The organism is Polyangium jinanense (assembly GCF_028435265.1).
Classification (GTDB): Bacteria; Myxococcota_A; Polyangia; order Polyangiales; family Polyangiaceae; genus Polyangium; species Polyangium jinanense.
On the sequence record NZ_JAGTJK010000006.1, the window covers coordinates 138,026 to 163,650 of the forward strand.

Below are 25,625 nucleotides of genomic sequence, written 5' to 3' on the forward strand. Positions count from 1 at the left end.
TTTCCCTCTTTCCCTCTATCATCCTGCATGGTATGCTCCCGCCCATGTCCCCCACCCCGCCCGATCCCGCTCAGTACACCCGCGCCCCCGTCATGACCCTCGAAGGGGGCATCACGCTTTGCCGCGTGCTCGCCGAGAGCTGCCCGAAGAGCATGCCGGCGTCCGTCAAGAAGGCGCAGAAGCGGCTCACGGAGGTCGCGGAGGCGGCGCAGGTCGCTTATACGATGCGCAGAAAGGCGCTCGGGAAGGGGGGCGAGGAGGATTCGCGGCCCGTCGACAGGGCCGGCGACAATTCATGGGGCGCACTGCGCGGCAGGCTCCAGGCGTATACGTTGCTCCCCGCGGAGACGTATCCGGACGCGAAACGCGCGGGGGAGATCCTCGCGAGTTTGTTCGGCGAGGCGGGGCTCTCGTTCCTCACGGAGTCGTATCCCGAGCAATATGCCATCGCCGACTCGGTGCTGCGGCGGCTCGACGGGGAGGGGTTCGCCGTCGATCTCGATCGGATCGCCGGCAAGGAGTTCCTCGAGAACGTGCGGACGCAGCACGTGGCCTATGGGAAGATGGTCGCGGGGGTGCTGCAGCGCGAGGCGGCGCTTTCCGAGGACCTCGGCGAGCACGTGCGGGCGATAGGGCAGGAGATCGTCGATTACGCGACGAAGGTGCTCGCTACAATCGAGCGGGACAAGCCGGCCACGATCACGGCGGCGCGGACCGCCCTCCGGCCGCTCGATGCCTTCCGGGAGGCCACGCAGAGGCGGCCGCGCAGCAGCGGCGACGCCGACGGAGCCCCGCCGGCCTCGCCAGAAGGGGCGTGAGGGCGTCGGACGAGGCCGATCGGGCTCGAGGAACGGGCCTTCGGGCCTCTCGGAGAGGCCGGGAAGTCTCGGGGCTCGAGGGAACGAGGCGTGCCCCGAAGCCTCCGGATCTGCGGGATCGAGGCGCAAGGTCGTTCGGAGAAGCCGAGAGGTCTCTCGGTTTGGTAGGACGAGGCGTATCGAGAGGCCGGGAGGTCTTCCGGCAGGGGTCGTGATCCTGTTCGGGAGGCCGTTAGGCTTGCCAGGTTACATAATCAGGGGGATGACGCCTTCCCAGGCCAGCGCATCAACTTCCAAAACTCCCCCGCAAACCAATGCGAGCAGGATGCCGCGTCCGATGACCCGAACGGGCGCGCCGAGTTGGCGCGATCGGATGAACCTTTGGCGCGATCCGATTGGCGCCTCGGTCGCGAGGGGCCAATGCTGTCCGGGTGAGCCGCGAGGTCGGCTCCGGAAAGGGCGATTGCATGTCCAAGGTTTGGCTCATCACGGGAAGCTCGCGTGGACTCGGCTGGGAGATCACGAAAGCTGCGCTCGCGGCAGGGCATCGCGTCGTCGCCACGGCGCGCAAACCCGAGCAGCTACACGCGCTCGTCGAGGCGCATCCCGAGCACGCACGCGCGGTCGCGCTCGACGTATCCGATCCGGGCGCGGCGCGCGCTGCGGTCGAGGCCGCCGTGGGCGCGTTCGGGCGCCTCGACGTCGTCGTCAACAATGCGGGGTATGCGAACGTCTGCTCAATCGAGGACGTGAGCGATGAGGACTTCCGAACCCAGTTCGAGACCAACTTTTTCGGCCTCGTGAACGTGACGCGCGCGGCGCTCCCCGTCCTGCGAAAGCAGCGCGACGGCCACATCATCCAGATCTCGTCGATCGGAGGTCGCAAAGGCACCCCCGGCCTCAGCTCCTATCAATCGGCCAAATGGGCCGTCGAGGGCTTCTCCGAGGTGCTCCATACCGAGGTCCGGTCGCTCGGCATTCGCGTGACAATCGTGGAGCCCGGGGGGTTTCGCACCGACTGGGGCGGCTCGTCGATGCGCATCGATCCGATCCACCCCGACTACGAACAGACCGTCGGCGCGGTGCGCAGCCGCCTCCGTCAGGGCCAAGACGGCATGCGCGGCGATCCTGCCAAAGGCGCGCAAGCGATCGTGACGGTGGCGGGGATGCCGGAGCCGCCGCTGCGCCTCTTGCTCGGGACCGACGCGATGTTCCTCGCGAAGATCACGGCCGCCACGCAGGCGGCCGAGGACGCGAAGTGGGCATCGCTGAGCGCCTCGACCGACGCCGACGGGCTCGGCGACTTCGCCGACACGGAGGTGGCCAAAATGCTCCTCGCCATGCGACGATGAGGCAATGGCGGAGCTCGTTCCCATCCCCGGCGTGATGATCGAGCGCCTCGCGGCGCTCGGTCGCGCTTTACGTTCGCGCGGGCGTTCCAGGGGTGGGAGGGCATGACGCCCGCGCGTTACCGCAAGCTCGCCGGTGCTCCGCAGCCTTGAGCCGCCTCTCGTGATCTGCTTGCGCGTGCGCGGGCAGTTTTGGTACGCATTGACCTCATGAAACCGGAAGAGTCGCTGGCCCAGGCTTTCGAGCAGATCAAATCATGGATGGCGAAGCATGACGCGGAGCTCCTGGCCCAGAACCTCGCGCCGGGGGCGAGCGCGGAACAACTGGCGGAGGCCGAGGCGGAGCTCGGGTTTTCGCTGGGGGCTCCACTTCGCGCCTTGTGGTCGCTGCACGACGGCCAACACGAGGAGATGAACGGGTTCGTCGAAGCCTTCGACCTCTACTCGATCGAACGAGCGCTCGGCGAACGCGATTCCGTCATGGGCGCGCTCGGGTTCCTGCGCGAGACGCCTCAGGCGGTGCCGGAGTCGGGGCTCACGAATGCCGAGCTCTTCTCGGATGCCTGGGTTCCCTTCGCCGGCCGCGACTCCGATGGCCTCGCCGTGAACACGGTGAGCGGGCGCGTGTTCGAGATTCGCCACGATGATTCGCCTCCCCTTCATCTGCACGCGGCTTCGCTCGTGGATTGGGCGACGCAGTACGCGTCGCGTGTCGTCGCGGATGACTACCGCGTGGAGGAAGGATTCGGCGACTATTATCTTCAGCTTCGCGACCGTGAGGCCGAACGCAGAGAAGAGGAGCGAGCTCGCGCAGAGCGGGAAGAGCGGAAGCGCAAGGCGAAGATGTCCGCGAAAGAGCTCCTCGACGAGGCCATCGCGCGAAACAGAGAAGACGCGGCGCAGGAGGTCCTCGAGCGAGCAGAGCAGAAGTCGAAGGCCGCGTTCGCCGAGGCCGTCTCGTTGCTTTTCGCCGCGGGCGCGTCTCCGGCCTTCATTGCAGGCACTCTGCGCCCCATGCTGAATCGGCTCACGTTGTCCGCTGCGCAGTGGCAGATCGTCGCGGAAGGCGGCGCTCGCATGGGCAACAACGCCATCCGCGACATTGCCCTTGCGCGCGCCCGGACCGCCGCACAGAGCTGACTTCCCTCTTGTTGACAAGATGTGAGCATCTGCCTTACCAAGATGGAGGTGGAGCACCTCAACATCGCGATCTTGGGCGACACCCACGGTCACCTCACGCTGGCGTACCGCGTCTTGAAGCGGTGGCAAGAGGAGGAAGGGCAAGAGGTCGATCTGATCTTGCAGGTCGGCGATTTCGGCGCCTTTCCCCCGCCTTATCGATTGGACAAGGCCACCAAGCGCTTCGCGGAGAGTGATCCGGACGAGCTCGGCTTCACCGCATACTTTCACGGAGAGCCCGAGGCCGAGGAGATGCTGGGCCCCGGGGCAGCGGAGCACCGCAAGATCGACGCGGACATGATCTTCATCCGCGGCAATCATGAGGATTTTTCCTATCTCTGCGAGCTCGGGGGAACGGACCACGGCCCGGTGCCCGTCGATGCCTTCGAGAAAATTCATTACCTCAAGAGCGGTGTGCCGTTCACGTACGAGAAGGACGGTCATTCGTTGCGAATCGCCGGCCTGGGAGGGATCGCGGACGAGACCGGCAACCCGGTCAAGAATGACGGCGGTGAGTGCTACACCAGGCAAGACATCAAGCGGCTCTTCGCCTTGACGGAGAGGCTCGACGTCTTCTTGTCGCATGAACCGCCGCTGGACGCGGCGGCCCGCATACACCCCAAGTATGCAGGCGCCGGATCCCCTGCGGTGCGAGATTTCATTGTGAACTTTCAGCCGGCGTATCACTTCTGCGGGCACTACCACGAAGAGGGACGGGAGATCTCCTTCTCCACGGCAACCAGGAGCTACCACATGAACGCGGTGAGCTTCTGGCGCCCGCACCGATTGAACCCGGGGTGCATCGGCATCCTGCAGTGGCAAGGGTCCCGCGCGCTCGGCATGTCGTTCCTGGACGCACCCTGGCTCAAGGAGTACACCAAGAGCACCTATCGATACCTCTGATGCCCAAGACGCCTCAGCGCGGGAAGTCGGTCGAGATCGCAACGCCGCGCCACGCATCGAGCTCCTTCGACACGAATGCATTCTTCGCCTCGATGGCCGCCACGGTGTCACTGCCGAGCGGCAGCCGTAGCGGGGGCTCTGCCGCGCGGGAGAGCTCGACCACGACCCGCGCGAGACGCGCCGGATCGCCGGGCTGCTGGAGGCTCACCGATTTCGCGCGTTCGCGAACCTTGCCCGACGTCTCGGCGTAGTCGGCAATGGTCGCATCCGTATCGACCACCGACTTCGCCTCCAGGAACTCCGTTCGAAAGTACCCGGGCTCCAGGATCGTGACGGCGATGCCGAGAGGCGCGAGCTCGGCGTGCAGCGCCTCCGAGATCCCTTCCACGGCGAACTTGGTGGAGCAATAGACGCCGAAGCCGGGACCTGACCGGTAACCGCCGACCGAGGACAGATTGAGGATGTGCCCCGATCGCTGTTTCCTGAGCACCGGCAGCACGGCGCGGGTGACCGTGAGGAGCCCGAAGACGTTCGTCTCGTAGAGACGCCGCACATCCTCGGCGGAGGTTTCCTCGACCGCGCCGATCAAGCCGTAGCCCGCATTGTTCACGAGCACGTCGATCCTGCCGAAACGCGCGAGCGCCGCCTCGACCGCGGCCGCGACCGAGCTCTCGCTCGTCACGTCGAGCGCGACGGGCAACATGGCGTCGGAATCCCCGAATCGCTCGACAAGGCGCTTCGGATCACGCGCGGTCGCGACGACGAAGTCGCCCGCTGCCAGCGCCGCGCTCGTGATCTCCGCGCCGAGCCCACGCGACGCCCCCGTGATGAACCAAACCCGCTTCGTTTCCTTCGTGGTCATGATGAGCTCCTTTCGACGACGTTGAACATAGACCCATCTGACCGTGAAGAAAATCAGGCCAGTGGTGGATGGGTCATGAACTTCTGGTTTATAATCTTCCCATGGACGACACGTTCGACGGGCTCTCCGCGTTCCTCGCCGTGGCCAACCACAAGAGCTTCACGGCGGCCGCCGCGGGCATGGGCGTGTCGCCGACGGCGATGAGCCAGAAGATCAAGCTGCTCGAGCAGCGCCTCGGCGTCGTGCTCTTCCAGCGCACCACGCGGCGTGTGGCGCTGACCGAAGCGGGAGCGAACCTCTTTGCGCGCTTGAAGCCCGCGATCGCGGAAGTCGAGGACGCCATCGCCGCACTCGGCGACTTTCGCGGCCGTCCTTCGGGGCGGCTGCGCATCACCGCGCCGCGCACGAGCGGAGGCGTCGTGCTCCCGCCGCTCGTCACGCGCATGGGCGAGCTGTATCCGGAGCTTTCCTTGGAGATATCGCTCGATGACGCGTTCGTCGATATCGTGGAAGCCGGCTTCGACGCCGGCATTCGGCTCGGGAACGCCGTCGAAAAGGACATGGTGCGCGTGCCCATGACGAAACAATCCGCGTGGTCGGTCGTCGCTGCGCCGAGCTACATCGCGCGTGCGGGACGGCCACGCAAACCCGAGGATCTGCTCCGCCATCAGGGAATCCGCCAGCGCATGATCACGACCGGCGTCGTCTATCGATGGGAATTTGAGCGGCAGGGCAAACCCATGACGGTCGACGTTCCCGGGAACGTCGTCGTCAACGACATCGGGCTCATGGTCGCGCTCGCCCTCGAAGGTGCCGGGCTCGCGTACGTGCCAGACGAATCGATCGCCGACGCCGTCGCCGAGGGCCGACTCGAGCGTGTGCTCGAACCCTTCGTGACCCCCGGCCCGGGGCTCTGCCTCTACTTTCCCGCGCGCATGCAGGAGCAGCCCAAGCTGAAGGCCCTCGTCGAAATCGTGAAGAGCATGCGCGACGAACCCCGCACGCATCCCAAAGGGAAAGCCACGAACGGCGCGTCGCCGAAGTAGTCGTCCCGACGCACCGCTTCATCGAGCCCGGTTTCGTCGCTGCTCTTCCCTTGCCGACACCCGCCTTCGTATGCGATGGAAAGGTTCGTCATGGCGAGCAGCACCAGCAGCAGGGGAAAGCTCGCGGAAGGCGAGGTCTTCCGGTCGAGCCAGTTCGTGGTTTTGCGGGAGGCTGGCGGGAAACTCGTGCGAATCCGCCGGACCGACATCCCGCTCGACGAGGAGGCCACGGCGGACCTACTCGCGTTTTTCGACCGGTTCTTCCCGCCGCTCATGCGCCCCCAATTCGTCCTGCTGCTCGACTCGCGGGAGGCGCCCATGGCGACCGATCGCGAGACGGAGCGGCGCGTGAACGAGGCCGGCGCGCGGCTCCTTTCGGGATTCGTACGCTCGGCGATCCTCGTCGCAAGTGCCACGGGCAAGCTCCAGGCCGCGCGCATGACGCGCGAGAGAGGCAAGTCGTCCGTGTTCGTCGACGAGACCGAGGCGCTCGCCTTCTTGCTCCCGGAGCTTGTTTTCGATTGACGCGCAGCGCGGGGGCTCGGCGGTCCACGCCCTACGAATCGTTTTAGCCCAAACTTGTTGTCCCGGCGACAGTGGTGAGGAACATGAGCACCCCGAAGGTCACCGAGCTCTGCCGCATCCCTCTCCCCGCGCACGCCCACGACGATGCGATCCTTCTCCCCGACTTCGACGCCGTCGTGACGAGGACGGGCGGCTCGCTGCGCCTGCATTCCGCGTCCACGAAGCGCTCCACGGCGCTCCTGGAGACCGATCTCGCCCGCATCTCGCTCCCCAGCGTATCCCGCCTCGGCCGTCGCGTGGCCTGGTCCGACGGCCAGCGCCGCGTGTTCACCTCGACCTCCCACAGCACAACCTCGGTCGAGCTCGCGCAGGCGCCGTATTACCTGAATTGCCTCGCGATCTCGGGAGACGAGCGGATCGTCGCCGCGGGCGGCAGCGCACTGACGTGGGAGCGCAAGCAATACGAGGAGGAGCTCCGGATCTACGACGCCGGAATGCCTTACGATTACGGCGAAAATCGTCCCGAGGTCCGCCCGAATCCCGGGTTTGGCCCTGGCCACGTGCGCCTCTGGGATTCTTCCTCGGGCCGCTCGACGATGCTCGAGGGACATCGCGACATCGTCTCGGGTATCTCGCTGAACCACGACGGCTCGATGGTCGCGGCGTTCGACGAGCGCTTCATTCGTGTCTGGGACGTCGCATCCACGCGCAGCCGCGTGCACACCCCGAGGAGGCGCGCCTTTCGCCCGCAGGCTTTCCTGCTGGCGCCCGGCGGCGATTACGTGATGGCCGGCGACGTTGGCGAGATATGGCTTTACGATACGAGCTCGACGCGCGCCGAGCGCGTGCTCGCCCTCGACGAGAACACCAGCAACCGCATCGCATTCGACGGAACCGGACGACTCTCCGCCGTCGGGTACGAGCGAGGTGCCATCTGCATCTACGATAACCTGTCCGGCAGCGAGCTCTGCTCGGTAGGGATCAGCGAAAGGCCGTATCACGTCGCGCTCTCGACCACGGGAAGCCGCCTCGCGGCACTCGTGGGCGACACGTTCGTGCTCTGGCAGCTCGAGGGAACGGGGGATTGACGCGCGGAGTCAGGGCCGCGCGTTCGCCACCCGCATCCATTCTTCCCGCCGCATCCACGGTGAGGGAGTATACTGGCCGTTATGATGACACGACGGCTCGGAGTTCAGCTCGCAGTAGGTTCGCTGGTGCTCGCATGCGCGGGCCTCGTCGGCTGTGGCGCGCACGTGGTGGAGGAACAAAACCCACCGGCAACGACCTCGGGCACCAGCACGGATGGGTGGACGACGCTCATCGACACGAAGTGGGAGATCGGCGGAGGCATCGAGAATTATTGGTGCGCGACCAAGACCTTCCACGAGGATCTCTACATCAATGCCTTCCGCCCCCTCGGCTCGACGGGGACGCATCACACGCTGCTCTTGTGGGCCTCGGGAAGTTCGCCGGACAGCGAAAGCGTCTGCGGACCGACGCTCGACCAGAGCTTGCTTTTCGCCTCGGGCGTCGGCACAGATGACCTGGTTTTCCCCGAAGGGGTCGCGCTCAAGATTCCGGCGGGGACACAGCTCCTCTTGAACCTTCACCTTTTCAATACAACCACGGATCCCCTGCCCGGCATCTCGGGCACGCTCGTCAAGACCCTCGATCCCTCCGAGGTCAAGCAGGAAGCCGAGATGATCATGCCCGGCGCGCCCGGCATCTCCGTGCCCCCGAACAGCCCCGGTTCCGTGCAAGGCGATTGCACCTTTCCGGGCGACGCGACCCTCATGAGTGTATGGCCCCACATGCACAAATACGGCACGCATATGCGGGTGACACACCAGACGGGCGCCGGCGAGGTCACCCTCCACGACGCCCCGTTCAGCTTCACCGAGCAAAAGAACTATCCGATCACGCCGGTTCAGGCCCTCGCGGGCGACCGCATTCACTACGAATGCTCGTACATGAACACGACCTCGAAGACGCTCGGCTTCGGCACGAGCTCCGACGACGAGATGTGCTTCCTCGGCCTTTATCGGTACCCGAAGCTCGCCTCCGCCTGCCAATTTTGAGGGCGAGCGATTTCGACTTGCACGCAGGTCTTGATCTTCAGGGCTGGTACGGAGGCTTGTCGAACGCCCCGCCGTAATACAGCCCGACCTTCCGGTTCGACTCGGTCCCTGCGAGCCCGCAATTGCTTACCGTGCCGTAGACCTCGCCCGTCAAATCGGTGTACACGCAGAAGTTGTCGGCGACGTTGTGCAGGCGAATCGGGAAGTTCGCATCGAGGCCGCCCTGGTCGTAGGCCTCGAGCTTCCACCGCTGCTCGTCGGTGCCATCGCACGGGGCGGTGACCACCGTCCACGGACCGGCCAGAATGCCGGACTGGCTCACGCACTCCCCATTCGAAACGTTGCGGAAACCGAAGGCATCGCCGTCGGGGAACATCTCCCATTGCTGCCGGGGATCCGTCGGCTCGCACGTGCTCGTGGACTCGACCTTGCCGTCGCCGAGAATCATGCACCGTTCTCCCACCTTGAATCGAATGACGACGAAGTTCGACTGATCGTCGCAGACGTCGCCGACACCGTCGTGATCGACATCGGACTGATCGGTGTTCGCCAGCTCGGGACAATTGTCCGTGGTGTCGGGAATGGCGTCGCCATCGGAATCGGACGCCTGGCAGGAGCCCGCGATTGCGACCGGGCAGATGTTGCCATGGCAGCTCCAGTTCGGGAAGTCGTACGCGATCTTCGCGCCCGCGGGGGCGCATTCCTTCCCCTCCAGCGGATCGGCCGTGCATCCGGCGTCGAAGGCGCCGCCGTTGCGCTTCTTGTCGCCGAGCACGATGCGCGACGTGACGGTGCCCGTGTAATCGCCTGACACCGTCACGGTCCCGCCCTCGTTGCCATTGCCGCTGAAGTCGGTGTCCTGGATCAGCGTGCCCGTGACGACGAGGTTGATCTTCCGCGGGACGGTCATTCCGCCTTCCTCGACGTCGATGGTGACGGCGTGAGCGCAGGCGTCATAGGTAAACTTGCTGATCGCGCGCAAGCCGCTCAGGCTCACGTCCCAGGCGACTTTCCCGGAGTCGCACTGCTCGAGCCAGTCGCCCGTGCCCGACGGGTTCTCGCAACCGTTCAGGAGGCACTTCGTTTCGTCTTGCCAGATTGCGAATGCGCGCACGAGCTCCTCGTTCGACCACGGCAACACCGGCTCGCAGCTCGCGTCGCACTCTTCACTCTCGACCTTGTAGTTGGCCTCGTCCGTGCCCTTCGACCACGCGATACGGATCACATTGAATCCGCACGAGGGCACTGCAATTTGACGGCTCGTATCGAGCCGGTTCTTGCAATTCCCCCCATTCCACTCTGGCACAGTGCCGTCGGTGGTGAAACAGATCACGGGCTCGTCGTCCAGGTTGATCACCTTGACGAGCGAGTTTACCGCCGGAAGGGTGGTGGCGCTGGGAGGGTCGAAGTGCGGCACGGGGGTTTCGAGGCCGGTACCGCCGCAGCTCACGGCAGCAAACGCGAAAAATACTGTCGCATACCAAGGACGCATGGCCCCAGCATATCGCCGATCTGCGCCAGGCACTTTGGAAATTTGAAAAATTTGTAGAGTCCGTCCGTCTGCTGCGGTGCGTCACCTTGCCGACACACGTTCTCGTTGCAGAGCTTCCTCGGTGCGGGCGCCGCCTCGTGCAAGATGCGCGGCTCGAGTTACTCCCGATCCGTCTTGGTCTCGAACCGCACGAATCTCGCCCCCAACGAAAGATCGCCAGCATTGCAGCACACTCGCGGGCTTTGCTGCCCGAATCGAGCACGCGCAGTTCGCGCAAATTTGCGCAAACTGCCGAGTACTTCCGATAACAAGTACATGGCCATGCCTTCCAAAGCCTCCGGCATGCAATGTGCTTGGGCGCATCGGGCAAGGAGAACGCAGATGAAAAGAACGAATGCTCTCGGCGCGCTGCGCATGCCGGTCGTGCTGGGATGGTTGGTTGTCACGGCGAGTGGATGCACGACGGAGACGGTGCCGGTGCCGGTGCCGGTGCAGGACGACGAGGAGGTGCTGCGAGACGCCGCGGGGACGTCGGCGTCGGCCGTCGAGGCGCAGGTGACCGGATTGGAGCGCGAGCCGATCACCGAGGATGTTTACCATTACAGTTTCCTGGTGAAGGTAGGGGATACTCCCAATGCGCGCATCCGCGTGCACCGGATCGTGCGCGAGGACGCCCCCTGGCGAGCGCGCCCCGAGGCCCACGCGATTCTGCTACTGCACGGCGACTTCGCGACGTTCGACACGAATTTCGCGCCCTCGCTGACGAGCGCCGCCGCAGCGCCCGACCAGGATCTCGCCGTCTATCTGGCCCGACGCGGGATCGATGTATGGGGCCTCGATCGACGCTGGACCACGGCGCCCAAGGACGGCGCCGATTTCTCCGACTTCGCCGAGATGGGGGTCGTGCAAGCGGTCTCGGACACGGGGCGCGCGCTGCTCTTCGCGCGCTCGCTCCGCGGCCTGACCGGCGCGGGCCAAGATCCCTTGTTCCTGGGCGGATTCAGCAGCGGCGCGCAGATCACCTATCTCTATGCCGCCGAGGAGACACAGAAACCGCCGGCGCAGCAACACATCAAAGGCATCGTCCCCATCGACATCTATGCGAAGGTGGCCCCCGAGGACGAGGTCAGCAGGCAAGTGGCCTGCGACGCTGCCGCAGAGGAGCGAGACCTGGTCGCGCAGGGCGTGGTGGATAGCGACAACAGCGCTTTCTTCCAGCCCGTCGCCGAGCTCGCTGCCTCCGCCCCCGCGGACCCGTCGCCGTTCTACGACGGCTATTCGAACCATGAGGTGTTTCTCGGCTTCGTGACGCAGACGTACCTGTTCTACGAGCCCAAGCCGAAATACCACCTCATCGCAGGCGTCTTCACGGACGGCGCGCCGAGCGAGCTTCGTTATGCGCCCGAGGCGCTGATCAACGATTGGCTCGCGCATTCCCCGCCGCACCAATCGCTCGTGGAGGCCGCCGATCGGGATGCGCTTTGGTGCGGCGAGGCGCCTCTGCCGCTCGACGACCACCTCGCCGATATCACGGTCCCGCTCTTCTACCTCGGCGCCGCCGGCGGTTTTGGTGATCACGGCCTTTACACGACCACGGTCGTCGGCTCCACCGACGTCACCACGCATGTCGTCCGCCGCCTCCCGGCGGACAGCGAGCCCGAAGACTTCGGCCATGGCGACCTGCTCTACGCCAAGGACGCGCCTGCGCTCGCGTGGGAGCCGCTCTCGCAGTGGCTGCTCGCGCATTGAGAGCGCGTCCCTGCGCTCAGAGCGTGCACCCCTGAATGCCCGCTTCCGTGGCCAGGGCCCCGCCGGACGTGCCGACGAGATGCTCGATGATGGCTGCCACGGAATCGGGGCGAGCGAGCGCCGCCGTCCGGCTGCGGGCCTCGCGCAGTGCGGCCGGGCAAGATGAAAGGCGCCTGATCTCGGAGGCAATTGCCTGGAGGCTCCCCGGGGACGAACCGATTCCATGCTCGCCGAGGACGCGCACGTTGCGCTCCTCTTGCCCAGGAATCGCGCTGAAGAAGACCAGCGGAACCCGACTCGCCAGCGCCTCGGCAATGGTGAGGCCTCCAGGCTTGGTGATCACGACATCGGAGGCCGCGACCATTTCATCCATGTTGTGAACGAAGCGGTGGATCGCGTGCAGAGGCCAACGATTGGCGCACATGCGGCGGTACAGCGCCTCGTTCTGCCCGCAGATGACGATGATCTGAAAATCCTGCAAAAGCGCGGCGAGCTGCTCGATGGGCTCGAATCCGAACGAGCTCGTCGACAGGAGGAGGGTGAACCTGTCCGCATCGAGTCCCAGCCGGCGACGCGTGCTCGCTCGGTCGCGCGGAATCACGAACGTCTCGTCGACAGGGATGCCCGTCACGGCGACTTTTTCGGGTTCGACGCCGAGCGCGAGCATCTTTCTCCTCGTGGACTCCGATGCGACGAGATAGAGGTCGACGCCTTTCGAGAGCCAGATCGTGTGCACGTCGTAATCTGTCACGACCGTCACGAGCCGCGCGCCAATCGCTCCCCGCAGGCGCAGGTCCCCCACGACCTCGGTCGACAAGAAGTGCGTGGAGACGATCGTATCGAACTGGTTTTCCTCCACCCATTTCACCAGCGGTCGGGTGCTCAGCGCGTGGCCCAGGCGGCGAACGCCCTGGATCATCGGGCGCAGAGAAGGCGTGTCGGTGAGATCGAACAACGTGGCCCAGAGCTTCGGGTGCTCTCGGACCATGCGGTCGTAGCCGCGGACGTACGCTCGTCGGAAAACCGGGTTCGTATATGCGAGCGCATCAGCGATCGTTGGAGCAAACCCGCGCTTCCGGAGGCCGCGGTCGATGGCCTCGGCGGCCTTTCGATGGCCAGCGCCGGCGGACGCGTGGAGAAGCAGGATCTTTTTCATGGCGCTCGTCATGCGACGGCGCTCGGCGCAAGCCGCGAGAATGCATCCCATACGGCGCGGACGATGGCTTTGCGCTGGGTGAGCGAGGCGCTGACATGTCCACCGGGTACGTGACGCACCTCGGCGCCTCGCCAATGCTCGGCGAGGCGCTCGGTGGAGCTCGGTGGGACGAAGCCGTCCTCCCGCGCGGCAAGGAGAATGGCGCTGCGGAGGACGGGGGGCGGAGGCAGCGCGGTGATGGACGCCGGCGCGAGGACGTCACAGAGACGCCTGCGAATGGCGGGGGAAGCACCGACGTTCGACCCCAGGGCCCTCCAGTCGGCCATATCGGAAAGCACGCCCGCTTCGAAAATGGGAGCCACGGCATGCGCGGCGGCGACAGGGATCACGGCGAGGGGCTCTTTCGAGAGTGCAGCGGTGTAGGCGGCGAGGCTGCCCCCCATGCTGAATCCCGAAATCCCGAGGCGGTCGTGGCCTCGCGCGCGAAGCCATTGCAGAAGGGCAAGTGACTCGATGGCGGCCGCACGAAACATGAGCAACAAATCGATGACCGTACGCACCGCGACGCCCCGTTGCCCCGGCGGTCGACGCGCGCCGTAATAAGGGTTTTCGAGCAGCAGCGCCCCGATCCCGTGCCGCGCGAGATCCTTCGCGAGCGAGCGGCGCTGGCCAAACCCTTCGTCTCCCGAGGCGGAAAGCAAAAGGCACACGGCTGGACGCGCGCCGGTGCCGGCGGGCAGCACGAGCTGAAAGCGCGCCTCATGGCAAGCGGGAGGCATGGACTCTCTCGCCGCGGGGCTCTCGAAGCGCCCCTCCTGCACGAAAAGCGGTCCCTCGCGACGCGCGGGCCCGAGCGTCAGGTCGTGGAGGTCGGCCGGCGTCCGAGGCGGCTCGAGGAGCACCTCGAGCTCCGAAAGGGGCCCCCACCCATCGGAAAAATACCGCGGGGATCGCGACAAGACGACCCGGGCAAAGAGAGCATCCAGCCAATGGATCCGCATGGTTCTACGGCGCCGCGGAGGTGACGCGGCATATCACGAGGAGCAAGAGGCCCGCGAGCGCTGCGAGCCATTGCGCCTGATCGGTCACCATTCGCTTCTTCAGGCTCGAAGGCAGGAGCACGAAGACCAGACAAAGCACTGCCACGGCGAGCCCGACGATGAGCCTTTGTGTTCCCGAGAGGCTCAGAAGCACGAGCGACGCTACGCCCATCGAGGGCCAGACGAAGAGGTGAGGCAGAATGGGCTCGATGCGCCGGACGTCGAACAACGAGGCGGTGTTGCGGATGCCCGTCTCCCGGTCGACCTCGAAATCGCGGATCTCGTTCCACAGGTCGCCCGCCATGGAGATGGTGCAGATGAAGACGGCGCCGAGTGCGGCCGAAGGAGGGAGCTCGGGGGCGCGGGCGTACGCGACGGTGAGAAATTGAAGCGTACCCAAAAAGAGGCCGTGGGAAACGAGATCGACGAAGGGCACGGCCTTGAGCCGAATTCTCCGGTACGAATACAGGAATCCGAGAGCCACGTTCAACGCGCCCAGGAGGACCACGCGCGCCCCAAAGGGCCAAAGGAGCGCGAGGCCGGCGAACGCGGAGAGCCAGCTCAGCGCGAGCGCCTGTCCAGGCGTGAGCAGATGGGCGCAGATCGGGTTGCGAACGACCTTCTGCGAATCCTTGCTGTCGTCCTCGGCGTCCTCGACGTCGTTGATGGCAAAGGCGAAGATGGTGAGCAGAAGATTGCCGGTGAAGAGCAGGACGATGTCGCCTGCCGAGAGTCGAGGATTGAAGATGGTCCCGAGCGCGACGAGGGCAATGGTGTTGCCGTAAAATTCCTCGACGCGGCTCAAACGAAGGGTGCCCAGGAATGGCCTGGTGCCTGTTGCGAACTGGTTCATGAAGGAACGTCCCTGAAGCCGGGGCGGGGAGTAAGCGGTCGGGCGTGCTCTTGTCAAGCTCATTCGTGGGCGGCCCGTGCAAGCCACCCCTCCACGACCCACCCGCCGCTCCGCCTCAGGGCTCGACCTTCACGAGCCGCCCGAAAATGGCATTGTGGCCGATCCACCCATTGATGTGCCCGCGGTTGTTCCCGATCTGGAAACGCCCATCCTGGACACTCTTGACGAAGTGCAGATATTCGGTGCCGCGGACCTTGCACAGGACGATGTCGCCGGGGCGAATGTCGCGTGGGTCGACGGGCTCCACGGTGCAGAGCTGGCCGGACTCGATCCGCGGTGACATGGAGTTGCCCCGCGGGCGAAAGGAGACGACCTGCCCGGCGCGAAGTTTGATGATGTATCCAGTAGCCCAACCCATGGCTCGTATCCTCGGTTCGCGAAGGCGCTCCTAGCCTTCGACTGTTTCGGGCAGCGGCGTCGAGCGAGCCTCTTCGTCCTCGTCATCGTCCTTGAACATGGGATCGTCCTCGATGGTGAAGTCGTAGCCCCAAAATTGGACCGTGATGTCCGAGAGCCGCCTGTAGATCTCGTCCTCGTCTTCGAGAGGAATCGTGCGGGCGGCGTCGAGGAAGAAGCCGTGATAGCTCCGGCAGAGGTTGTGGCAAGTGACCTCCGGCCCACCGACGTAGGTATGGAGGCCGTGGGCGGCCAGCGTCCGCTCCATATCGCGGCAGAGCGCCCCCCGGTAGCCCTTCCGCCCGTTCTCGTCGCGCGTGAGAAAGATGTCCCCATCTTCGAAGCCGTACTTGCTGAGCAGTCCGGTGGCGCTGGCGCGAAGCTCGATCACAGCGCTTCGGTATCGGCCGGTGCCGGGCTCGGCAATGAAGCCTTTTCCCTCCTTCACCAGAGGGATGAGCCATTCCTGGCGCGCGGCAGGATCGGATTCCCACTCCTCCCACGCGACGAATCCCAAGATCGCGAGGTCGTCGAGGAACGGGCACGGCGAGGGCATCGTCGCCCAAATTTCCCCCGAAAAACGTGCGCCCCCAGCCTCGGGGCCGAGGAACTCGACTGCACCATAGGTTGAATTGCTGAACGTGGAGAGCATGAAACGCCCTTCCGCGAGGGGCACGAGCCGGATCCCCCATTCGCGCAGCCGGCTGAGGAAGCTCTCTGGCCAGGAGGCCCTCTGTGCTTCGTCGCCGAGGAGGACTGCCACGTACGTTCCCATTCCACTACCCAGCGCGCCAATCGCTAAGCCGGTGCGCAAAGCCGCGCGATCGATTTTGGATCGAGGTTGGCGTCGAGGCGATCGAGCTTCGCGCGAATCGTCACGAGGCGCTCTTGGATCTTGGCGTCGGTCATGCGATGCGCCCTCGTTGAAGAGCCTTCGACATCGTGTCCCGCATCCTATCCAGGTTTTGCCGTGCGAGCAACCGGAGGGACTCGTTCGAGATTGTCAGGCGATCTCCCAGGATGGTAGCATCGAGCGATGGGGTGGTTCGATCGTTGGCGAAAGAAGGAGCCGGCTCGGCCTTCGCCGCAGCCGGCCGGGGACGCACGCGCCGCGGCCATGGAACCAGCACGGGTCGTCGTGCCCGAGGGGCATCAGCTCAAGCTGTTCGGCGCTTCGCCGGAGCCCTGCCTGGTTCGCTCCGACGGAGGAGTCTGGCTCGCCAACCTCGGCACGGCCAGCGACGATCCCGTCCGTGAGCTCGACGAGCTCTCTCACGCCGTAAAAAACGCGCTGCGCGACGAACCATCCCGGGCTCTCCTGGCCGACGGCCCCGGGGCTTTTCGGCTCTCGGATCTCTTCGCACCTGCCGAGCCTCAGGTCTCGCCCACCGAGTGTCCGGTCGTGTGGACATTCCATCAGGGCAGCGCGAAGGCGTGGACCGAGGCCCCCGCGCGCTTGCAGGTGTTGCTCCGGCATTTCTATCGCATTGGCAGACAGCGGGAGCCGCGGGTCCCGCAATGGGTGTACGTCGTCGACGACGATTTCCCCCAGGCACGCGCGTTCGTCGGGCTCCTCGGGAACCTCGGCATCCCGGTGATGCGCCCCGAAAGCGAGCAGCGCACCATTGTCGTAGAGGTGCACCGCCCGGAAGGCATGATCCTCTCGGCGCTCGGAGGACAGCCGTACGCGACGGTCGAGGGGCCGGTGGACGCGTACATCCGAGCCGTGAACGCGGAGAAAGATCGCGCGGAGGCCGCGAACGACAAGCCGCGCATCGAGCGTCTGGAAGAGGAGGAGCGTGATTACCTGGCGAAACGCATCGGCTCGCCCGCCGCGAGCCCCGACCTCGAGCCGGTGGTGCGGGCTCCGCGGCTCTCCAGCCTGCTCCTCGAGGTCGATGCGGCGCGCGGCAGCGAGGAAGCGCTGCAGAAGCTTTACCGGGAGCTCCTCGTCCGCCCGATCCCTCTGCTCCTCGTGGGCGCTCCGAAGAATCGCTCGCTCGAGCTGCGCTCGTTTCCCGATGTGGGGCCGGCGCTGCCCGCGTTTCCCGATCTGCGCTCGCTCCATTGGATGGCCGCCGACCTTCAACGGCCACCGGGGTCGTTCGGCATCGCTGCGATGCGGCCTCTGGACCTGATCGTCATGGCGGGCAAACAGGGTACGGCCATTGCGTTGAACGTATACCGGGATCCGAAAACGCCGGTGTACGTGCTCCTGTCCGGAGAAGCTGTACGAGCGCTGGCCGAGCAAGCAAAGCGTGCAACTCGCCAAACCGGCGAATGAAGCCACTCCGGAATCCTCAGTCGCCGCCGAGGCTTCGCTCGTAGATCACCGTGTTGTCCGGGTCCACGGCCTGCATTGCCGAACGGGTGAAACCGAGCTTCTTCAGGAGGCCGATCGAGGCGGCGTTCGCCGGCGCGACGAGCGCGATCACCCTGCGAAGCGCGAACACCTCGCTCGCGAGCCCGAGCACTGCCGATCCCGATTCGAAGGCATACCCGCCGCCGCGGAACTCCGGCAGAAACGCATAACCGATATCGACATCGGCATACTGCTCGCGCTTCAAGAGCCCCGACATGCCGATCAGCTCCCCCGTTTCCTTCAGGGCGACGCCCCAGAGGCCGTACCCGTGCCGTTCGTAACTTCCGATCGGCCCGTTGCGGATGTACGCCTCGGCGTCCTCGAGCGCCCGCACGCCCCGATCACCGATGTACACGAGGAAGTCAGGGTCGTTGACCAGGCGGAAGATGAACGGCGCGTCTGCCAGCGTCAGTTTGCGGAGGGTGAGCCGTTCGGTCGTTACCAGCGCGCCGTTCATGATGCCGCTTTATGATCGTTTCGCGAAGTCAGGGCAAGCGAGAAGCACGGAGACGTTCGACGTGGCGAACGTCGATGTGGCTCAGGACTCGCACTCGTCCTCGAACGCGTCGGTCTGCACCGCGACGGAGAGCTCGTAGCCGTAATGGGCCTCCTTCGGCCCATGAACGCGCAGGTACAGGTCCTGATCCAGCGGCCCGTTGTAGGTGTCGAGGAAGATGCGACCGATGTTGCTCTGCGCCGAGGCCACGAGCTGCAACGTGCCGGCGCTGTAGACGTCGATCTGGATCGTGTTCTCGGGCCCCGCGGGCGGATCGTAGCCCGACGTCCAGGTCTCGCCGTCTTCCTCGTACACCTGCATCGGGCAATGCGAGGCGCCGGCCGCCTTCGCGCGGATCGAGAGCCAGCCCGGCGCGTAGGGCAAATTCGAGGTCGACACGAAGTACCAGTCCTCGTCGTTCTTGCAGATCGACGCAGACGCGCCCGTATATGCGCCGCCGGTGTCCACGGACCACCAGTAGTCGGGGTTCGCCGGCTCGAAATAGATCCAGCTATAATTCAGGCCCGTGGCGGTCGCCTGCTTGTTGTTCTTCTCGTAGGGATCGCTCTGGTTACAGACCCCGACGCCCGGCCCCGCCACCACGAGCTCGTTGCTCCCCACGTCTTCGATACGCTCCGGCGCCGGCGCGACCGAGCAGGCCGCGACGCCGACGGCGCCCATGGCGAGCAGGCACGACAGTGTAAATTTTCTTTGCGATTGCATCTTCGTCTTCCTTCGGGTCCCCCATCCTCGGAGGACCCGGAAACACGGTAACGGAAACCTCCCTGCACGAGAACACGTGACGTGATCAAATCCTGCTCCGATCTGACGTGGCGCTTTTCACGAGGCGCTCCCGCCTTGCCCCTTGTGGTCCAGTCGAAAACCCCGCTACCGTCGAATCTCATGCACGCCCGCCGCGGCCCCTGCGCGCTCGCCCTGCTCCTCGTGACCGCGCTTTCCGCATGCCGCAGTGAAAACCCACCTCCACCCGCCGCCTCGACCACGCCTGCCCCGGACGACGGCACGATCCTCGACGCACACGTCCACCTGACCGATATGGAGGCCGTCCCCGCGCTTCTCGGTCTGCTCGATCGGAAGGGCGTCAAACGCGCCGTGGTTCTCGCGACCCCGGATGCGACGGCCGGGCGCGGCGGCAAGGGGCTCGCCGGATATCAACGCGGCAACGAGGTGGTGCTCGCGGCGGCTGCGGCGCATCCGACGCGGCTCATCCCATTCGTGACACTCGATCTCGCCCACGACCAGCCCGAAACCCTCGATGCCCTGCTCGCCCGCGGCGCGTGCGGCGTCAAGCTTTACGACGGGCATCACGCGTTCCACGAGCGGCCGCTCGACGATCCCGCGCACCGTCCGCTCTTCGCGCGCATGGAAGAGCGCGGCGTCCCCGTCCTCGTGCACGTCAATACGGTGCGCTTCCGCGGCGAGCTCGAGGGAGTCCTGCGCGCCTTCCCGAAGTTACGCGCGGTATGCCCGCACCTATGCGGGAGCCGAACGGACCTCGACCGATTCGAAGCCATCCGCGATGCATTCCCGTCGCTGCTCTTCGACACGAGCCACGGCTCCAGCGACGCCGCCGCGCAGGGTTTTACCTATCTCGAAAAGGAGCACGACCGGCTCCGGAAGATCCTCGAAAAGACACCGAAGCGCTTTCTTTTCGGCAGCGACCTCGTGACGGTCCGCGCGGGACCGACCTGGCAGGACGAATGGGACATGCAGGTGAGCGCGAACCTCGGCCTCTTGCGCGACGAGAGCTTCACCTTCTGGCGGCAAAACCCGCTGGGAGGCCTGTCACCGGCACCTTATCGAGGACAGGCGCTGCCTGCGGCATTGCTGCAAAAAATCCTCGGCGAGAACGCGCGGCGGTGGCTCGGTCGCTGCGTGCGGTGACGGCCTCACCCCCGCCACGACGCGACGAACCTCTGCCACTCTTCCTCATCGTAAGGTTCACCCGCCCACTCGAACAGGGACCGCTCGAGCGCGTCCAGGTCGTCGCCAAACAGATCCGAATCCTCCAGATCGAGGAGCCATCGACCGGCCGTATGTTTCGCGTCGAAGATCACGAGCGGCTCGTCGGGAAGGCCGTAGACATAGGCCCCGATCACGTCCGGATACGACCACGCTCGGCGTTCGCAGACGCGCCGCAGCAACGGCTCCCAGGATTCCTCCCACCAGGGGAGCACAGCTCGCGCGTCTTCGACGTAGCGGCGCGTTCGAATGAAGTCGTCGTAGTTCATGGCAGGACGCGGATGCGCTTCGAGAACAAATTTGCAAATGGATGGGAACCGCCGGCTCAATCCACCACATGAGCCGGACCAACACAACGAAACGGAACCGTCACCGTTGCGGCGACGACGAAGCAAGTTTCTGACGAAACCGTCCATGGCATGACACCGTCTGTCCGTGGTACGTAGTAACGCTCGCGTGAGTTGCTCACGCGAGCGCCGGAAAGAACCCGGAACGAACCAAGCTCGTAGGGGGGGCTTGCGGGGTCGTCGGGGTTCTCGTCTATCGTGAGGTTTGGATCGTCCGCGCGGTGTGCGCGGACGAGTCAGGGACAACATCCATATCTGTGGCGGAGTCTCGCGCGACTCGGTCTCTCCGGGCATGTGCCGGAGCGCCCGCGTGAGGCCATTGTCGCGCGTTCCGGCACGCGCGGAGGGGCTCGCTCCGTCTTCAGGAGGCCACAATGACGATGAATGTCGAGCCAGATCGTTCTTTCGATCTGGGAACGTACCTGAGCATCCGTCGCGCGAGGATCGACGCGACGCTGGAGAAGTTTTTGGCCCTCGAAGAGCCTCGTGCTCTCTACGAGGCAATGCGCTATTCCCTGCTCGCCGGCGGCAAACGGCTGCGCCCCATCCTTTGTCTCGCAGCTTGCGAGCTCGCCGGCGCGCGGGCCGAGATCGCCCTGCCCACGGCGTGCGCCATCGAGATGATCCATACGATGTCGCTCATCCACGACGACCTGCCGGCGATGGACGACGGGGATTACAGGCGCGGCCGCCTCACGAACCACAAGATGTATGGGGAGGCGCTCGCCATTCTCGCCGGCGACAGCCTGCTCGCCCATTCGTTCGAGCTCATCGCCCGCCACACCACCTCCATCCCAGCTAAACGGACGCTCGCGGTCGTCGCCGAGCTCGGCCGAGCCGCAGGACCGCGCGGGCTCGCCGGCGGCCAGGTGAAGGACCTCGCGAACGAAGGCAAATCCGACGTCGGCATGGAGGTGCTGCAGGACATTCATACCCGCAAGACGGGTGCGCTCCTCGAGGCCTCCGTGCTCTCGGGGGCGATCCTCGGCGGCGCGGACGCACCCATGAAGGCCCGCCTGCGCCGATATGCGCAGCGGCTCGGGCTCGCCTTCCAGATCGTCGACGATATCCTCGACGTCACGTCGACCCGCGAGGCGCTCGGCAAGTGCGTCGGAAACGACGCGTCCGCCGGCAAGGCGACCTATCCGCGCGTGCTTGGGCTCGGGGAATCCCGCCGCCTCGCGGAGGTCTTGATCGCGGACGCGAGGAGCGACCTTGCCGTCTTCGGCGATCGCGCGACGCCGCTCGTGGCCCTGGCAGAATCGCTTCTCCAAAGCCTCCGATAAGTCTGGCAATCGCGGAGCTTCGACCATGAGCGTCCTCCCTTCCGATGTGCGGCCCGCGCGCGCCGTGCCAAACCCCTTCGCGCGCGAACTGTCGCTCTTCTGGTCCTTCGTCGCGGGCGACCTGTCCTCGGCGGTGATCCCGGCGTTCCTGTTCACGCTGGCGGCGTGGAAAACGACAGGCGCGGATCCTGCGCGGCTGCCGGGTGCGATCGCTCGCAGCCTGCTTTACTTCTTCCTCTATATCTATGCCTTCTGCCTCGCCAACCAGGCCACGGGGCTCGAAGAGGACCGGCGCAACAAGCCGCACCGGCCGCTTGTGAGAGGGCTCGTGTCGGTGCGCGGAGCGTGGCGACGCTGGGCCGTGGTGATGGCGTTGTTCACCCTCGCCGGTGCGTGGCTCGGGGTGGTCGAGTATGCGCTCGGCTGGCAACTCATCATTCTCGTGCACAACGTCGTGCTCGGCGCGCGGAGCTGGGTCGTCAAAAACCTTTGCATGTCGCTCGGGATCCTCGTCCAGCTCGCCGCGGCATGGCAAATGGTCACGCCCCTCTCGCCGCTCGCGTGGAGGTGGATCCTCTTGCCCGCGGCCGCGATTTTCCCGCTGGTCTCCGTGCAGGACCTGCGCGATATGGACGGGGATCACGCCTCCGGTCGGCGCACGTTCCCGCTCGTCTTCGGCGAGCGCGCGACGCGGATCCTGCTCGCCGTGTGTTTCGGCCTGTTGCCGATTGCCGTTCATGTCACGCTGATGCAGCCCGCGGGCGCGCGAGGGTCTGTCTGGGCCTCGGATGCCGTCCTCGGGGCCGCGGCGCTCGTCATCGCAATCCGCGTCGTTCTTTGCCGCACGCCGCGGGAAGATCACATCACCTATCTCCTCTTCACGGGCTGGTATTGCCTGCTCCTCACCACCGCCGTCGTCGTTCTCTGAAGATTTCGAGGTACACCATGAAAACCGCGTATCCTCCTGGGCCCAAAGGAATGCCCCTCCTGGGCAACGTCCTTCAAATCCGCAAGAACAAGCTCGCCTTCATGCTGCACGCCGCCAGGACCCATGGCGACATCGCTCATTTCCGACTGGGACCCATCGACGCGTATCTCTTGAACCACCCCGATCACATCCGCGACGTCCTCATCGAGCGCGCGGACGTTCTGCCGAAGGACCGATTGCAAAACAAGATCATATCACCGTTTTTCGGCAATGGCATGCTCATCTCCAACGGGGAGGAGCATCACCGCCAGCGCCGGATGGCGCAGCCCGCGTTCCACCCGCGGCGCCTCGACAGCTATGCTCGGATCTTCGTCGAGCAGGCGCTCCAAGGGATGGCCGGATGGCGGTCGGGCGACGAGTACGCGATCGACGCGGAGATGCTGAAGATGACCATTCAGAACGTCTGCTTGGCGCTGTTCAACGCGGATGCCACCGACATCGTGGCGCGCGCCGCGGCGGCCATGACATCCATCATCGAGCTGCTCAGCACGGAGTTCGACCTGGCGATACCCATCCCCATGTGGCTGCCGACGCAGCGCAACCGCCGCAAGCGGGAGGCTATCCGCGAGCTCGATTCCATCGTGATGAAGTTCGTGGCGGACTGGCGGAGGTCCGGGCAGGACAGGGGGGATCTCCTGTCGATGCTGATGCTCGCCCACGGCGAAGCGCGCGGGGGAGTGACACACGACGAACTCCGTGATCACCTCATAACGATGTTCTCCGCGGGTCACGAGACCACAGCATTCACGCTGGTATGGGCCTGGATCCTGCTTTCGCAACATCCGGACGTGGAGGCCGAGCTCTGGACGGAGCTCGATCGTGTGCTCGGCGGTCGCCCGCCAACGGCCGAGGACCTCCCCCAGCTCGTCTATACGACGATGATCGTGAAAGAGACGCTGCGCCTCTATCCGGCAGGGTGGTTGCTCTCGCCCCGCGAGCCGCACGAGGACATCACCCTCGGAGGCTACACGATCCCGAAGGGAAGCATGATCTTCATCTCGCCGTACGTGCTGCACCGGGATGGGCGTTTTTTCCCCGAGCCCGAGCGCTTCCGCCCCGAGCGCTTCCGACCGGGGGCCGACAAGCACATCGCCCGTGGGACCTACATTCCTTTCGGGATCGGACCACGAGTATGCATCGGCGGCGCTTTTGCCACGACGGAGGCGGTGCTCACGCTGGCGACCGTGGCGCAGCGCTATCGGGTGTCGCTCCTGCCGGGGCAGTCGCTCGCGCCACGTGGAAACCTCGCGCTGCGGCCGCCTCCGGGTGTAAAGGTGAGGGTCATCGCGCGGAAAACCGTGGCGGCGGCCGCTTGATCGCCGGGGTGCAGGATTCTGCTACCTCCGCCCGTTTTCCCGCATCCGGCGCATGCACAATGCGAGCGCGTCGCGCAGGCTCGACAGCGTGATGACGCTCGATAGGTCGACGCCCATGCTGACCATGGTCTGCGCGACGTTCGGCCGGATGCCGGAGATGATCCCCTCGGCGCCGAGCAGGCGGACGGCCCCGATGATGGAGAAGAGGTGGCTCGCCGTGGCCGTATCAATGACGTCCACGCCCGTCAGATCGAGAATGGCGAACCGCGCGGACGTGCGATTGACGGCGCCGAGCACGTCATCCATGACCCGCGAGGCGCGGCGGCTGTCGACGACGCCCACCATGGGCAGGGTGAGCACGTGATCCCAGACCTGGATGATAGGGGTCTCCAGGTTCCGGATCACCTCTTGCTGCCGCTCGATGAGCGCGAGCTTCGCCTCGAGCTCGGCCTTGGCCTGCTGCAGCTCGGTGATGTTGAGCGACATGCCCACGGTCCCAATCACGTTCCCGTCCTCGTCCTGCACGGGAATGTCTCGGTTGTCCCAGTACTGGCCATTGTCGTCGCTGACGTGGCGGGTCATTGTCCCTTCGAGGGCCATCCTCAAGCCGGTTGTGGCCTCCGGCGGGTACAGCGTGAGGGCGTTGCTGCCGATGAGGTCCTCGGGCCGGATGCTGGAGAACTCCAGGCCTTTGCCGTCGGCATAGGTGCACGTGCCGTCTTTATCCGTGGCCCAGACCAGGATGGGGAGATTGTCGAGGACGACGCGCAGCACCTGCTCGCGACGGCGCACGGAGGACAGCTCCCCGTCACTCTCCGCCTCCTTGGGCCGCAACGACACGTGGACTCTGTCGCCGGTGGACGCACGGCGCGCGTGGAGGACGAATGCCCGCGCCTTCGCGCCCTTGCGGCCGAACATCACCGTGAACGCGGACGGCGTCCCGCTCGCGAGGAGCGCTGCCCACTCCGACAGAAAATGCCCGTAATCCCCCGGGTGCACGCGCTCGGAAAGCAATGTCTCCGGTCTGACGTCGCCGCCCAGCGCGCTCGTGGCCGCGTCGTTGACGTGAAGGCAATGCCCTTCTCGGCTCGCGACGATCAGCGCGTCCGGGTGCTCACGGAAGAACTCCTGCAATCGTTCCGGATCGTCAATGGTTTGCATGCCTCACCGAGAAAGCCAGACAACCAGATCCCATCACAGCTCGCCAGCGCCCGCCAGAAGGAAAACGCATGCGCCCGACTGTACGCCGGCGTGTGAGGAGGGAAGCTGTGGACAGGCTTCTCGTGTGAGTCTTGATGCAATGTGGCGACCCGACTGACCAGGTGTGAAGCCGAGATCGCG

General features: G+C 65.5%; 25 protein-coding genes. 14 read left to right on the forward strand and 11 right to left on the reverse strand.

Features of this window, described 5'->3' with window-relative positions; genetic code table 11:
* Positions 1–44: 44 nt before the first annotated feature.
* The 4 genes from KEG38_RS15550 (at position 45) to KEG38_RS15565 (ending at position 4,249) form a co-directional block, all read left to right on the forward strand.
* Positions 45–818, forward strand: coding sequence for a hypothetical protein (locus KEG38_RS15550; RefSeq protein WP_272420238.1), 774 nt, complete (start codon positions 45–47; stop codon positions 816–818).
* Between the two features lie 467 nt (positions 819–1,285).
* The gene (locus KEG38_RS15555; RefSeq protein ID WP_272420239.1) at positions 1,286–2,170 is read left to right on the forward strand and encodes an oxidoreductase; all 885 of its coding nucleotides are present in this window, start codon (positions 1,286–1,288) and stop codon (positions 2,168–2,170) included.
* A gap of 207 nt (positions 2,171–2,377) precedes the next feature.
* Positions 2,378–3,307, forward strand: coding sequence for an SMI1/KNR4 family protein (locus tag KEG38_RS15560; protein WP_272420240.1), 930 nt, complete (start codon positions 2,378–2,380; stop codon positions 3,305–3,307).
* Positions 3,308–3,328: 21 nt separating this feature from the next.
* Positions 3,329–4,249, forward strand: a complete 921-nt coding sequence (locus tag KEG38_RS15565; RefSeq protein WP_272420241.1) for a metallophosphoesterase family protein — start codon at positions 3,329–3,331, stop codon at positions 4,247–4,249.
* Between the two features lie 13 nt (positions 4,250–4,262).
* On the opposite strand, the gene KEG38_RS15570 is transcribed toward KEG38_RS15565, so the two are convergent.
* The gene (locus tag KEG38_RS15570) at positions 4,263–5,111 is read right to left on the reverse strand and encodes an oxidoreductase (RefSeq protein WP_272420242.1); all 849 of its coding nucleotides are present in this window, start codon (positions 5,109–5,111) and stop codon (positions 4,263–4,265) included.
* A gap of 101 nt (positions 5,112–5,212) precedes the next feature.
* Here KEG38_RS15570 and KEG38_RS15575 point away from each other — a divergent pair, with 101 nt between their 5' ends.
* The 4 genes from KEG38_RS15575 to KEG38_RS15590 all read left to right on the forward strand — a co-directional run bounded on the left by KEG38_RS15575 (position 5,213) and on the right by KEG38_RS15590 (position 8,760).
* The gene (locus KEG38_RS15575) at positions 5,213–6,157 is read left to right on the forward strand and encodes a LysR family transcriptional regulator (protein ID WP_272420243.1); all 945 of its coding nucleotides are present in this window, start codon (positions 5,213–5,215) and stop codon (positions 6,155–6,157) included.
* A 90-nt stretch (positions 6,158–6,247) separates the two neighbouring features.
* On the forward strand, positions 6,248–6,682 hold the full coding sequence (locus KEG38_RS15580; protein ID WP_272420244.1) for a hypothetical protein: 435 nt from the start codon (positions 6,248–6,250) through the stop codon (positions 6,680–6,682).
* An 83-nt stretch (positions 6,683–6,765) separates the two neighbouring features.
* Complete coding sequence (locus tag KEG38_RS15585; protein ID WP_272420245.1) at positions 6,766–7,770, forward strand: WD40 repeat domain-containing protein; 1,005 nt, start codon at positions 6,766–6,768, stop codon at positions 7,768–7,770.
* 81 nt (positions 7,771–7,851) lie between these two features.
* Complete coding sequence (locus KEG38_RS15590; RefSeq protein ID WP_272420246.1) at positions 7,852–8,760, forward strand: monooxygenase; 909 nt, start codon at positions 7,852–7,854, stop codon at positions 8,758–8,760.
* Positions 8,761–8,797: 37 nt separating this feature from the next.
* On the opposite strand, the gene KEG38_RS15595 is transcribed toward KEG38_RS15590, so the two are convergent.
* Positions 8,798–10,252 carry a thrombospondin type 3 repeat-containing protein gene (locus tag KEG38_RS15595; RefSeq protein WP_272420247.1) on the reverse strand — a complete coding sequence of 485 codons (1,455 nt, stop codon included), beginning with the start codon at positions 10,250–10,252 and terminating at the stop codon, positions 8,798–8,800.
* 381 nt (positions 10,253–10,633) lie between these two features.
* On the opposite strand from KEG38_RS15595, the gene KEG38_RS15600 reads away from it, so the two are divergent.
* On the forward strand, positions 10,634–12,001 hold the full coding sequence (locus tag KEG38_RS15600; protein WP_272420248.1) for an alpha/beta fold hydrolase: 1,368 nt from the start codon (positions 10,634–10,636) through the stop codon (positions 11,999–12,001).
* Between the two features lie 16 nt (positions 12,002–12,017).
* Here KEG38_RS15600 and KEG38_RS15605 read toward each other — a convergent pair whose 3' ends face one another.
* The 5 genes from KEG38_RS15605 to KEG38_RS15625 form a co-directional block, all read right to left on the reverse strand.
* The gene (locus KEG38_RS15605) at positions 12,018–13,157 is read right to left on the reverse strand and encodes an MGDG synthase family glycosyltransferase (RefSeq protein WP_272420249.1); all 1,140 of its coding nucleotides are present in this window, start codon (positions 13,155–13,157) and stop codon (positions 12,018–12,020) included.
* An 8-nt stretch (positions 13,158–13,165) separates the two neighbouring features.
* Entirely contained in the window at positions 13,166–14,158 is a 993-nt protein-coding gene (locus KEG38_RS15610; protein WP_272420250.1) for an alpha/beta hydrolase family protein, read from the reverse strand.
* Positions 14,159–14,162: 4 nt separating this feature from the next.
* Entirely contained in the window at positions 14,163–15,050 is an 888-nt protein-coding gene (locus KEG38_RS15615; protein ID WP_272420251.1) for a UbiA family prenyltransferase, read from the reverse strand.
* A 115-nt stretch (positions 15,051–15,165) separates the two neighbouring features.
* Complete coding sequence (locus KEG38_RS15620) at positions 15,166–15,468, reverse strand: S24/S26 family peptidase (protein ID WP_272420252.1); 303 nt, start codon at positions 15,466–15,468, stop codon at positions 15,166–15,168.
* 30 nt (positions 15,469–15,498) lie between these two features.
* Positions 15,499–16,269 carry a hypothetical protein gene (locus KEG38_RS15625; RefSeq protein WP_272420253.1) on the reverse strand — a complete coding sequence of 257 codons (771 nt, stop codon included), beginning with the start codon at positions 16,267–16,269 and terminating at the stop codon, positions 15,499–15,501.
* Between the two features lie 354 nt (positions 16,270–16,623).
* On the opposite strand from KEG38_RS15625, the gene KEG38_RS15630 reads away from it, so the two are divergent.
* A complete protein-coding gene (locus tag KEG38_RS15630; protein WP_272420254.1) occupies positions 16,624–17,790 on the forward strand; it encodes a hypothetical protein in 1,167 nt (388 codons plus the stop codon).
* Between the two features lie 16 nt (positions 17,791–17,806).
* On the opposite strand, the gene KEG38_RS15635 is transcribed toward KEG38_RS15630, so the two are convergent.
* Together KEG38_RS15635 and KEG38_RS15640 are read right to left on the reverse strand one after the other, a co-directional pair.
* Complete coding sequence (locus KEG38_RS15635) at positions 17,807–18,325, reverse strand: GNAT family N-acetyltransferase (RefSeq protein ID WP_272420255.1); 519 nt, start codon at positions 18,323–18,325, stop codon at positions 17,807–17,809.
* A gap of 81 nt (positions 18,326–18,406) precedes the next feature.
* On the reverse strand, positions 18,407–19,087 hold the full coding sequence (locus KEG38_RS15640) for a hypothetical protein (RefSeq protein WP_272420256.1): 681 nt from the start codon (positions 19,085–19,087) through the stop codon (positions 18,407–18,409).
* A gap of 180 nt (positions 19,088–19,267) precedes the next feature.
* Between KEG38_RS15640 and KEG38_RS15645 the strand changes: the two genes are divergently transcribed.
* Complete coding sequence (locus KEG38_RS15645; RefSeq protein WP_272420257.1) at positions 19,268–20,269, forward strand: amidohydrolase family protein; 1,002 nt, start codon at positions 19,268–19,270, stop codon at positions 20,267–20,269.
* A 5-nt stretch (positions 20,270–20,274) separates the two neighbouring features.
* Here KEG38_RS15645 and KEG38_RS15650 read toward each other — a convergent pair whose 3' ends face one another.
* Complete coding sequence (locus KEG38_RS15650) at positions 20,275–20,763, reverse strand: hypothetical protein (protein WP_272420258.1); 489 nt, start codon at positions 20,761–20,763, stop codon at positions 20,275–20,277.
* A gap of 305 nt (positions 20,764–21,068) precedes the next feature.
* On the opposite strand from KEG38_RS15650, the gene KEG38_RS15655 reads away from it, so the two are divergent.
* From KEG38_RS15655 to KEG38_RS15665, 3 genes are read left to right on the forward strand one after another with little or no spacing between them, the layout of a single operon-like run.
* Positions 21,069–21,980 (forward strand): polyprenyl synthetase family protein, encoded by a 912-nt coding sequence (locus tag KEG38_RS15655; RefSeq protein WP_272420259.1) that lies wholly within the window; start codon positions 21,069–21,071, stop codon positions 21,978–21,980.
* A gap of 25 nt (positions 21,981–22,005) precedes the next feature.
* Positions 22,006–22,908 carry a UbiA family prenyltransferase gene (locus KEG38_RS15660; protein ID WP_272420260.1) on the forward strand — a complete coding sequence of 301 codons (903 nt, stop codon included), beginning with the start codon at positions 22,006–22,008 and terminating at the stop codon, positions 22,906–22,908.
* Between the two features lie 17 nt (positions 22,909–22,925).
* Complete coding sequence (locus KEG38_RS15665) at positions 22,926–24,284, forward strand: cytochrome P450 (RefSeq protein WP_272420261.1); 1,359 nt, start codon at positions 22,926–22,928, stop codon at positions 24,282–24,284.
* A gap of 21 nt (positions 24,285–24,305) precedes the next feature.
* Here KEG38_RS15665 and KEG38_RS15670 read toward each other — a convergent pair whose 3' ends face one another.
* Complete coding sequence (locus tag KEG38_RS15670) at positions 24,306–25,445, reverse strand: PAS domain-containing protein (protein ID WP_272420262.1); 1,140 nt, start codon at positions 25,443–25,445, stop codon at positions 24,306–24,308.
* Positions 25,446–25,625 lie beyond the last annotated feature (180 nt).

Coding starts and splice junctions, on each gene's coding strand:
- KEG38_RS15550 (WP_272420238.1), top strand. CDS start 45: ATGTCCCCCACCCCGCCCGATCCCGCTCAGTACACCCGCGCCCCCGTC.
- KEG38_RS15555 (WP_272420239.1), top strand. CDS start 1,286: ATGTCCAAGGTTTGGCTCATCACGGGAAGCTCGCGTGGACTCGGCTGG.
- KEG38_RS15560 (WP_272420240.1), top strand. CDS start 2,378: ATGAAACCGGAAGAGTCGCTGGCCCAGGCTTTCGAGCAGATCAAATCA.
- KEG38_RS15570 (WP_272420242.1), bottom strand. CDS start 5,111: ATGACCACGAAGGAAACGAAGCGGGTTTGGTTCATCACGGGGGCGTCG.
- KEG38_RS15575 (WP_272420243.1), top strand. CDS start 5,213: ATGGACGACACGTTCGACGGGCTCTCCGCGTTCCTCGCCGTGGCCAAC.
- KEG38_RS15580 (WP_272420244.1), top strand. CDS start 6,248: ATGGCGAGCAGCACCAGCAGCAGGGGAAAGCTCGCGGAAGGCGAGGTC.
- KEG38_RS15585 (WP_272420245.1), top strand. CDS start 6,766: ATGAGCACCCCGAAGGTCACCGAGCTCTGCCGCATCCCTCTCCCCGCG.
- KEG38_RS15590 (WP_272420246.1), top strand. CDS start 7,852: ATGATGACACGACGGCTCGGAGTTCAGCTCGCAGTAGGTTCGCTGGTG.
- KEG38_RS15595 (WP_272420247.1), bottom strand. CDS start 10,252: ATGCGTCCTTGGTATGCGACAGTATTTTTCGCGTTTGCTGCCGTGAGC.
- KEG38_RS15600 (WP_272420248.1), top strand. CDS start 10,634: ATGAAAAGAACGAATGCTCTCGGCGCGCTGCGCATGCCGGTCGTGCTG.
- KEG38_RS15605 (WP_272420249.1), bottom strand. CDS start 13,157: ATGAAAAAGATCCTGCTTCTCCACGCGTCCGCCGGCGCTGGCCATCGA.
- KEG38_RS15610 (WP_272420250.1), bottom strand. CDS start 14,158: ATGCGGATCCATTGGCTGGATGCTCTCTTTGCCCGGGTCGTCTTGTCG.
- KEG38_RS15615 (WP_272420251.1), bottom strand. CDS start 15,050: ATGAACCAGTTCGCAACAGGCACCAGGCCATTCCTGGGCACCCTTCGT.
- KEG38_RS15620 (WP_272420252.1), bottom strand. CDS start 15,468: ATGGGTTGGGCTACTGGATACATCATCAAACTTCGCGCCGGGCAGGTC.
- KEG38_RS15630 (WP_272420254.1), top strand. CDS start 16,624: ATGGAACCAGCACGGGTCGTCGTGCCCGAGGGGCATCAGCTCAAGCTG.
- KEG38_RS15635 (WP_272420255.1), bottom strand. CDS start 18,325: ATGAACGGCGCGCTGGTAACGACCGAACGGCTCACCCTCCGCAAACTG.
- KEG38_RS15640 (WP_272420256.1), bottom strand. CDS start 19,087: ATGCAATCGCAAAGAAAATTTACACTGTCGTGCCTGCTCGCCATGGGC.
- KEG38_RS15645 (WP_272420257.1), top strand. CDS start 19,268: ATGCACGCCCGCCGCGGCCCCTGCGCGCTCGCCCTGCTCCTCGTGACC.
- KEG38_RS15650 (WP_272420258.1), bottom strand. CDS start 20,763: ATGGACGGTTTCGTCAGAAACTTGCTTCGTCGTCGCCGCAACGGTGAC.
- KEG38_RS15655 (WP_272420259.1), top strand. CDS start 21,069: ATGACGATGAATGTCGAGCCAGATCGTTCTTTCGATCTGGGAACGTAC.
- KEG38_RS15660 (WP_272420260.1), top strand. CDS start 22,006: ATGAGCGTCCTCCCTTCCGATGTGCGGCCCGCGCGCGCCGTGCCAAAC.
- KEG38_RS15665 (WP_272420261.1), top strand. CDS start 22,926: ATGAAAACCGCGTATCCTCCTGGGCCCAAAGGAATGCCCCTCCTGGGC.
- KEG38_RS15670 (WP_272420262.1), bottom strand. CDS start 25,445: ATGCAAACCATTGACGATCCGGAACGATTGCAGGAGTTCTTCCGTGAG.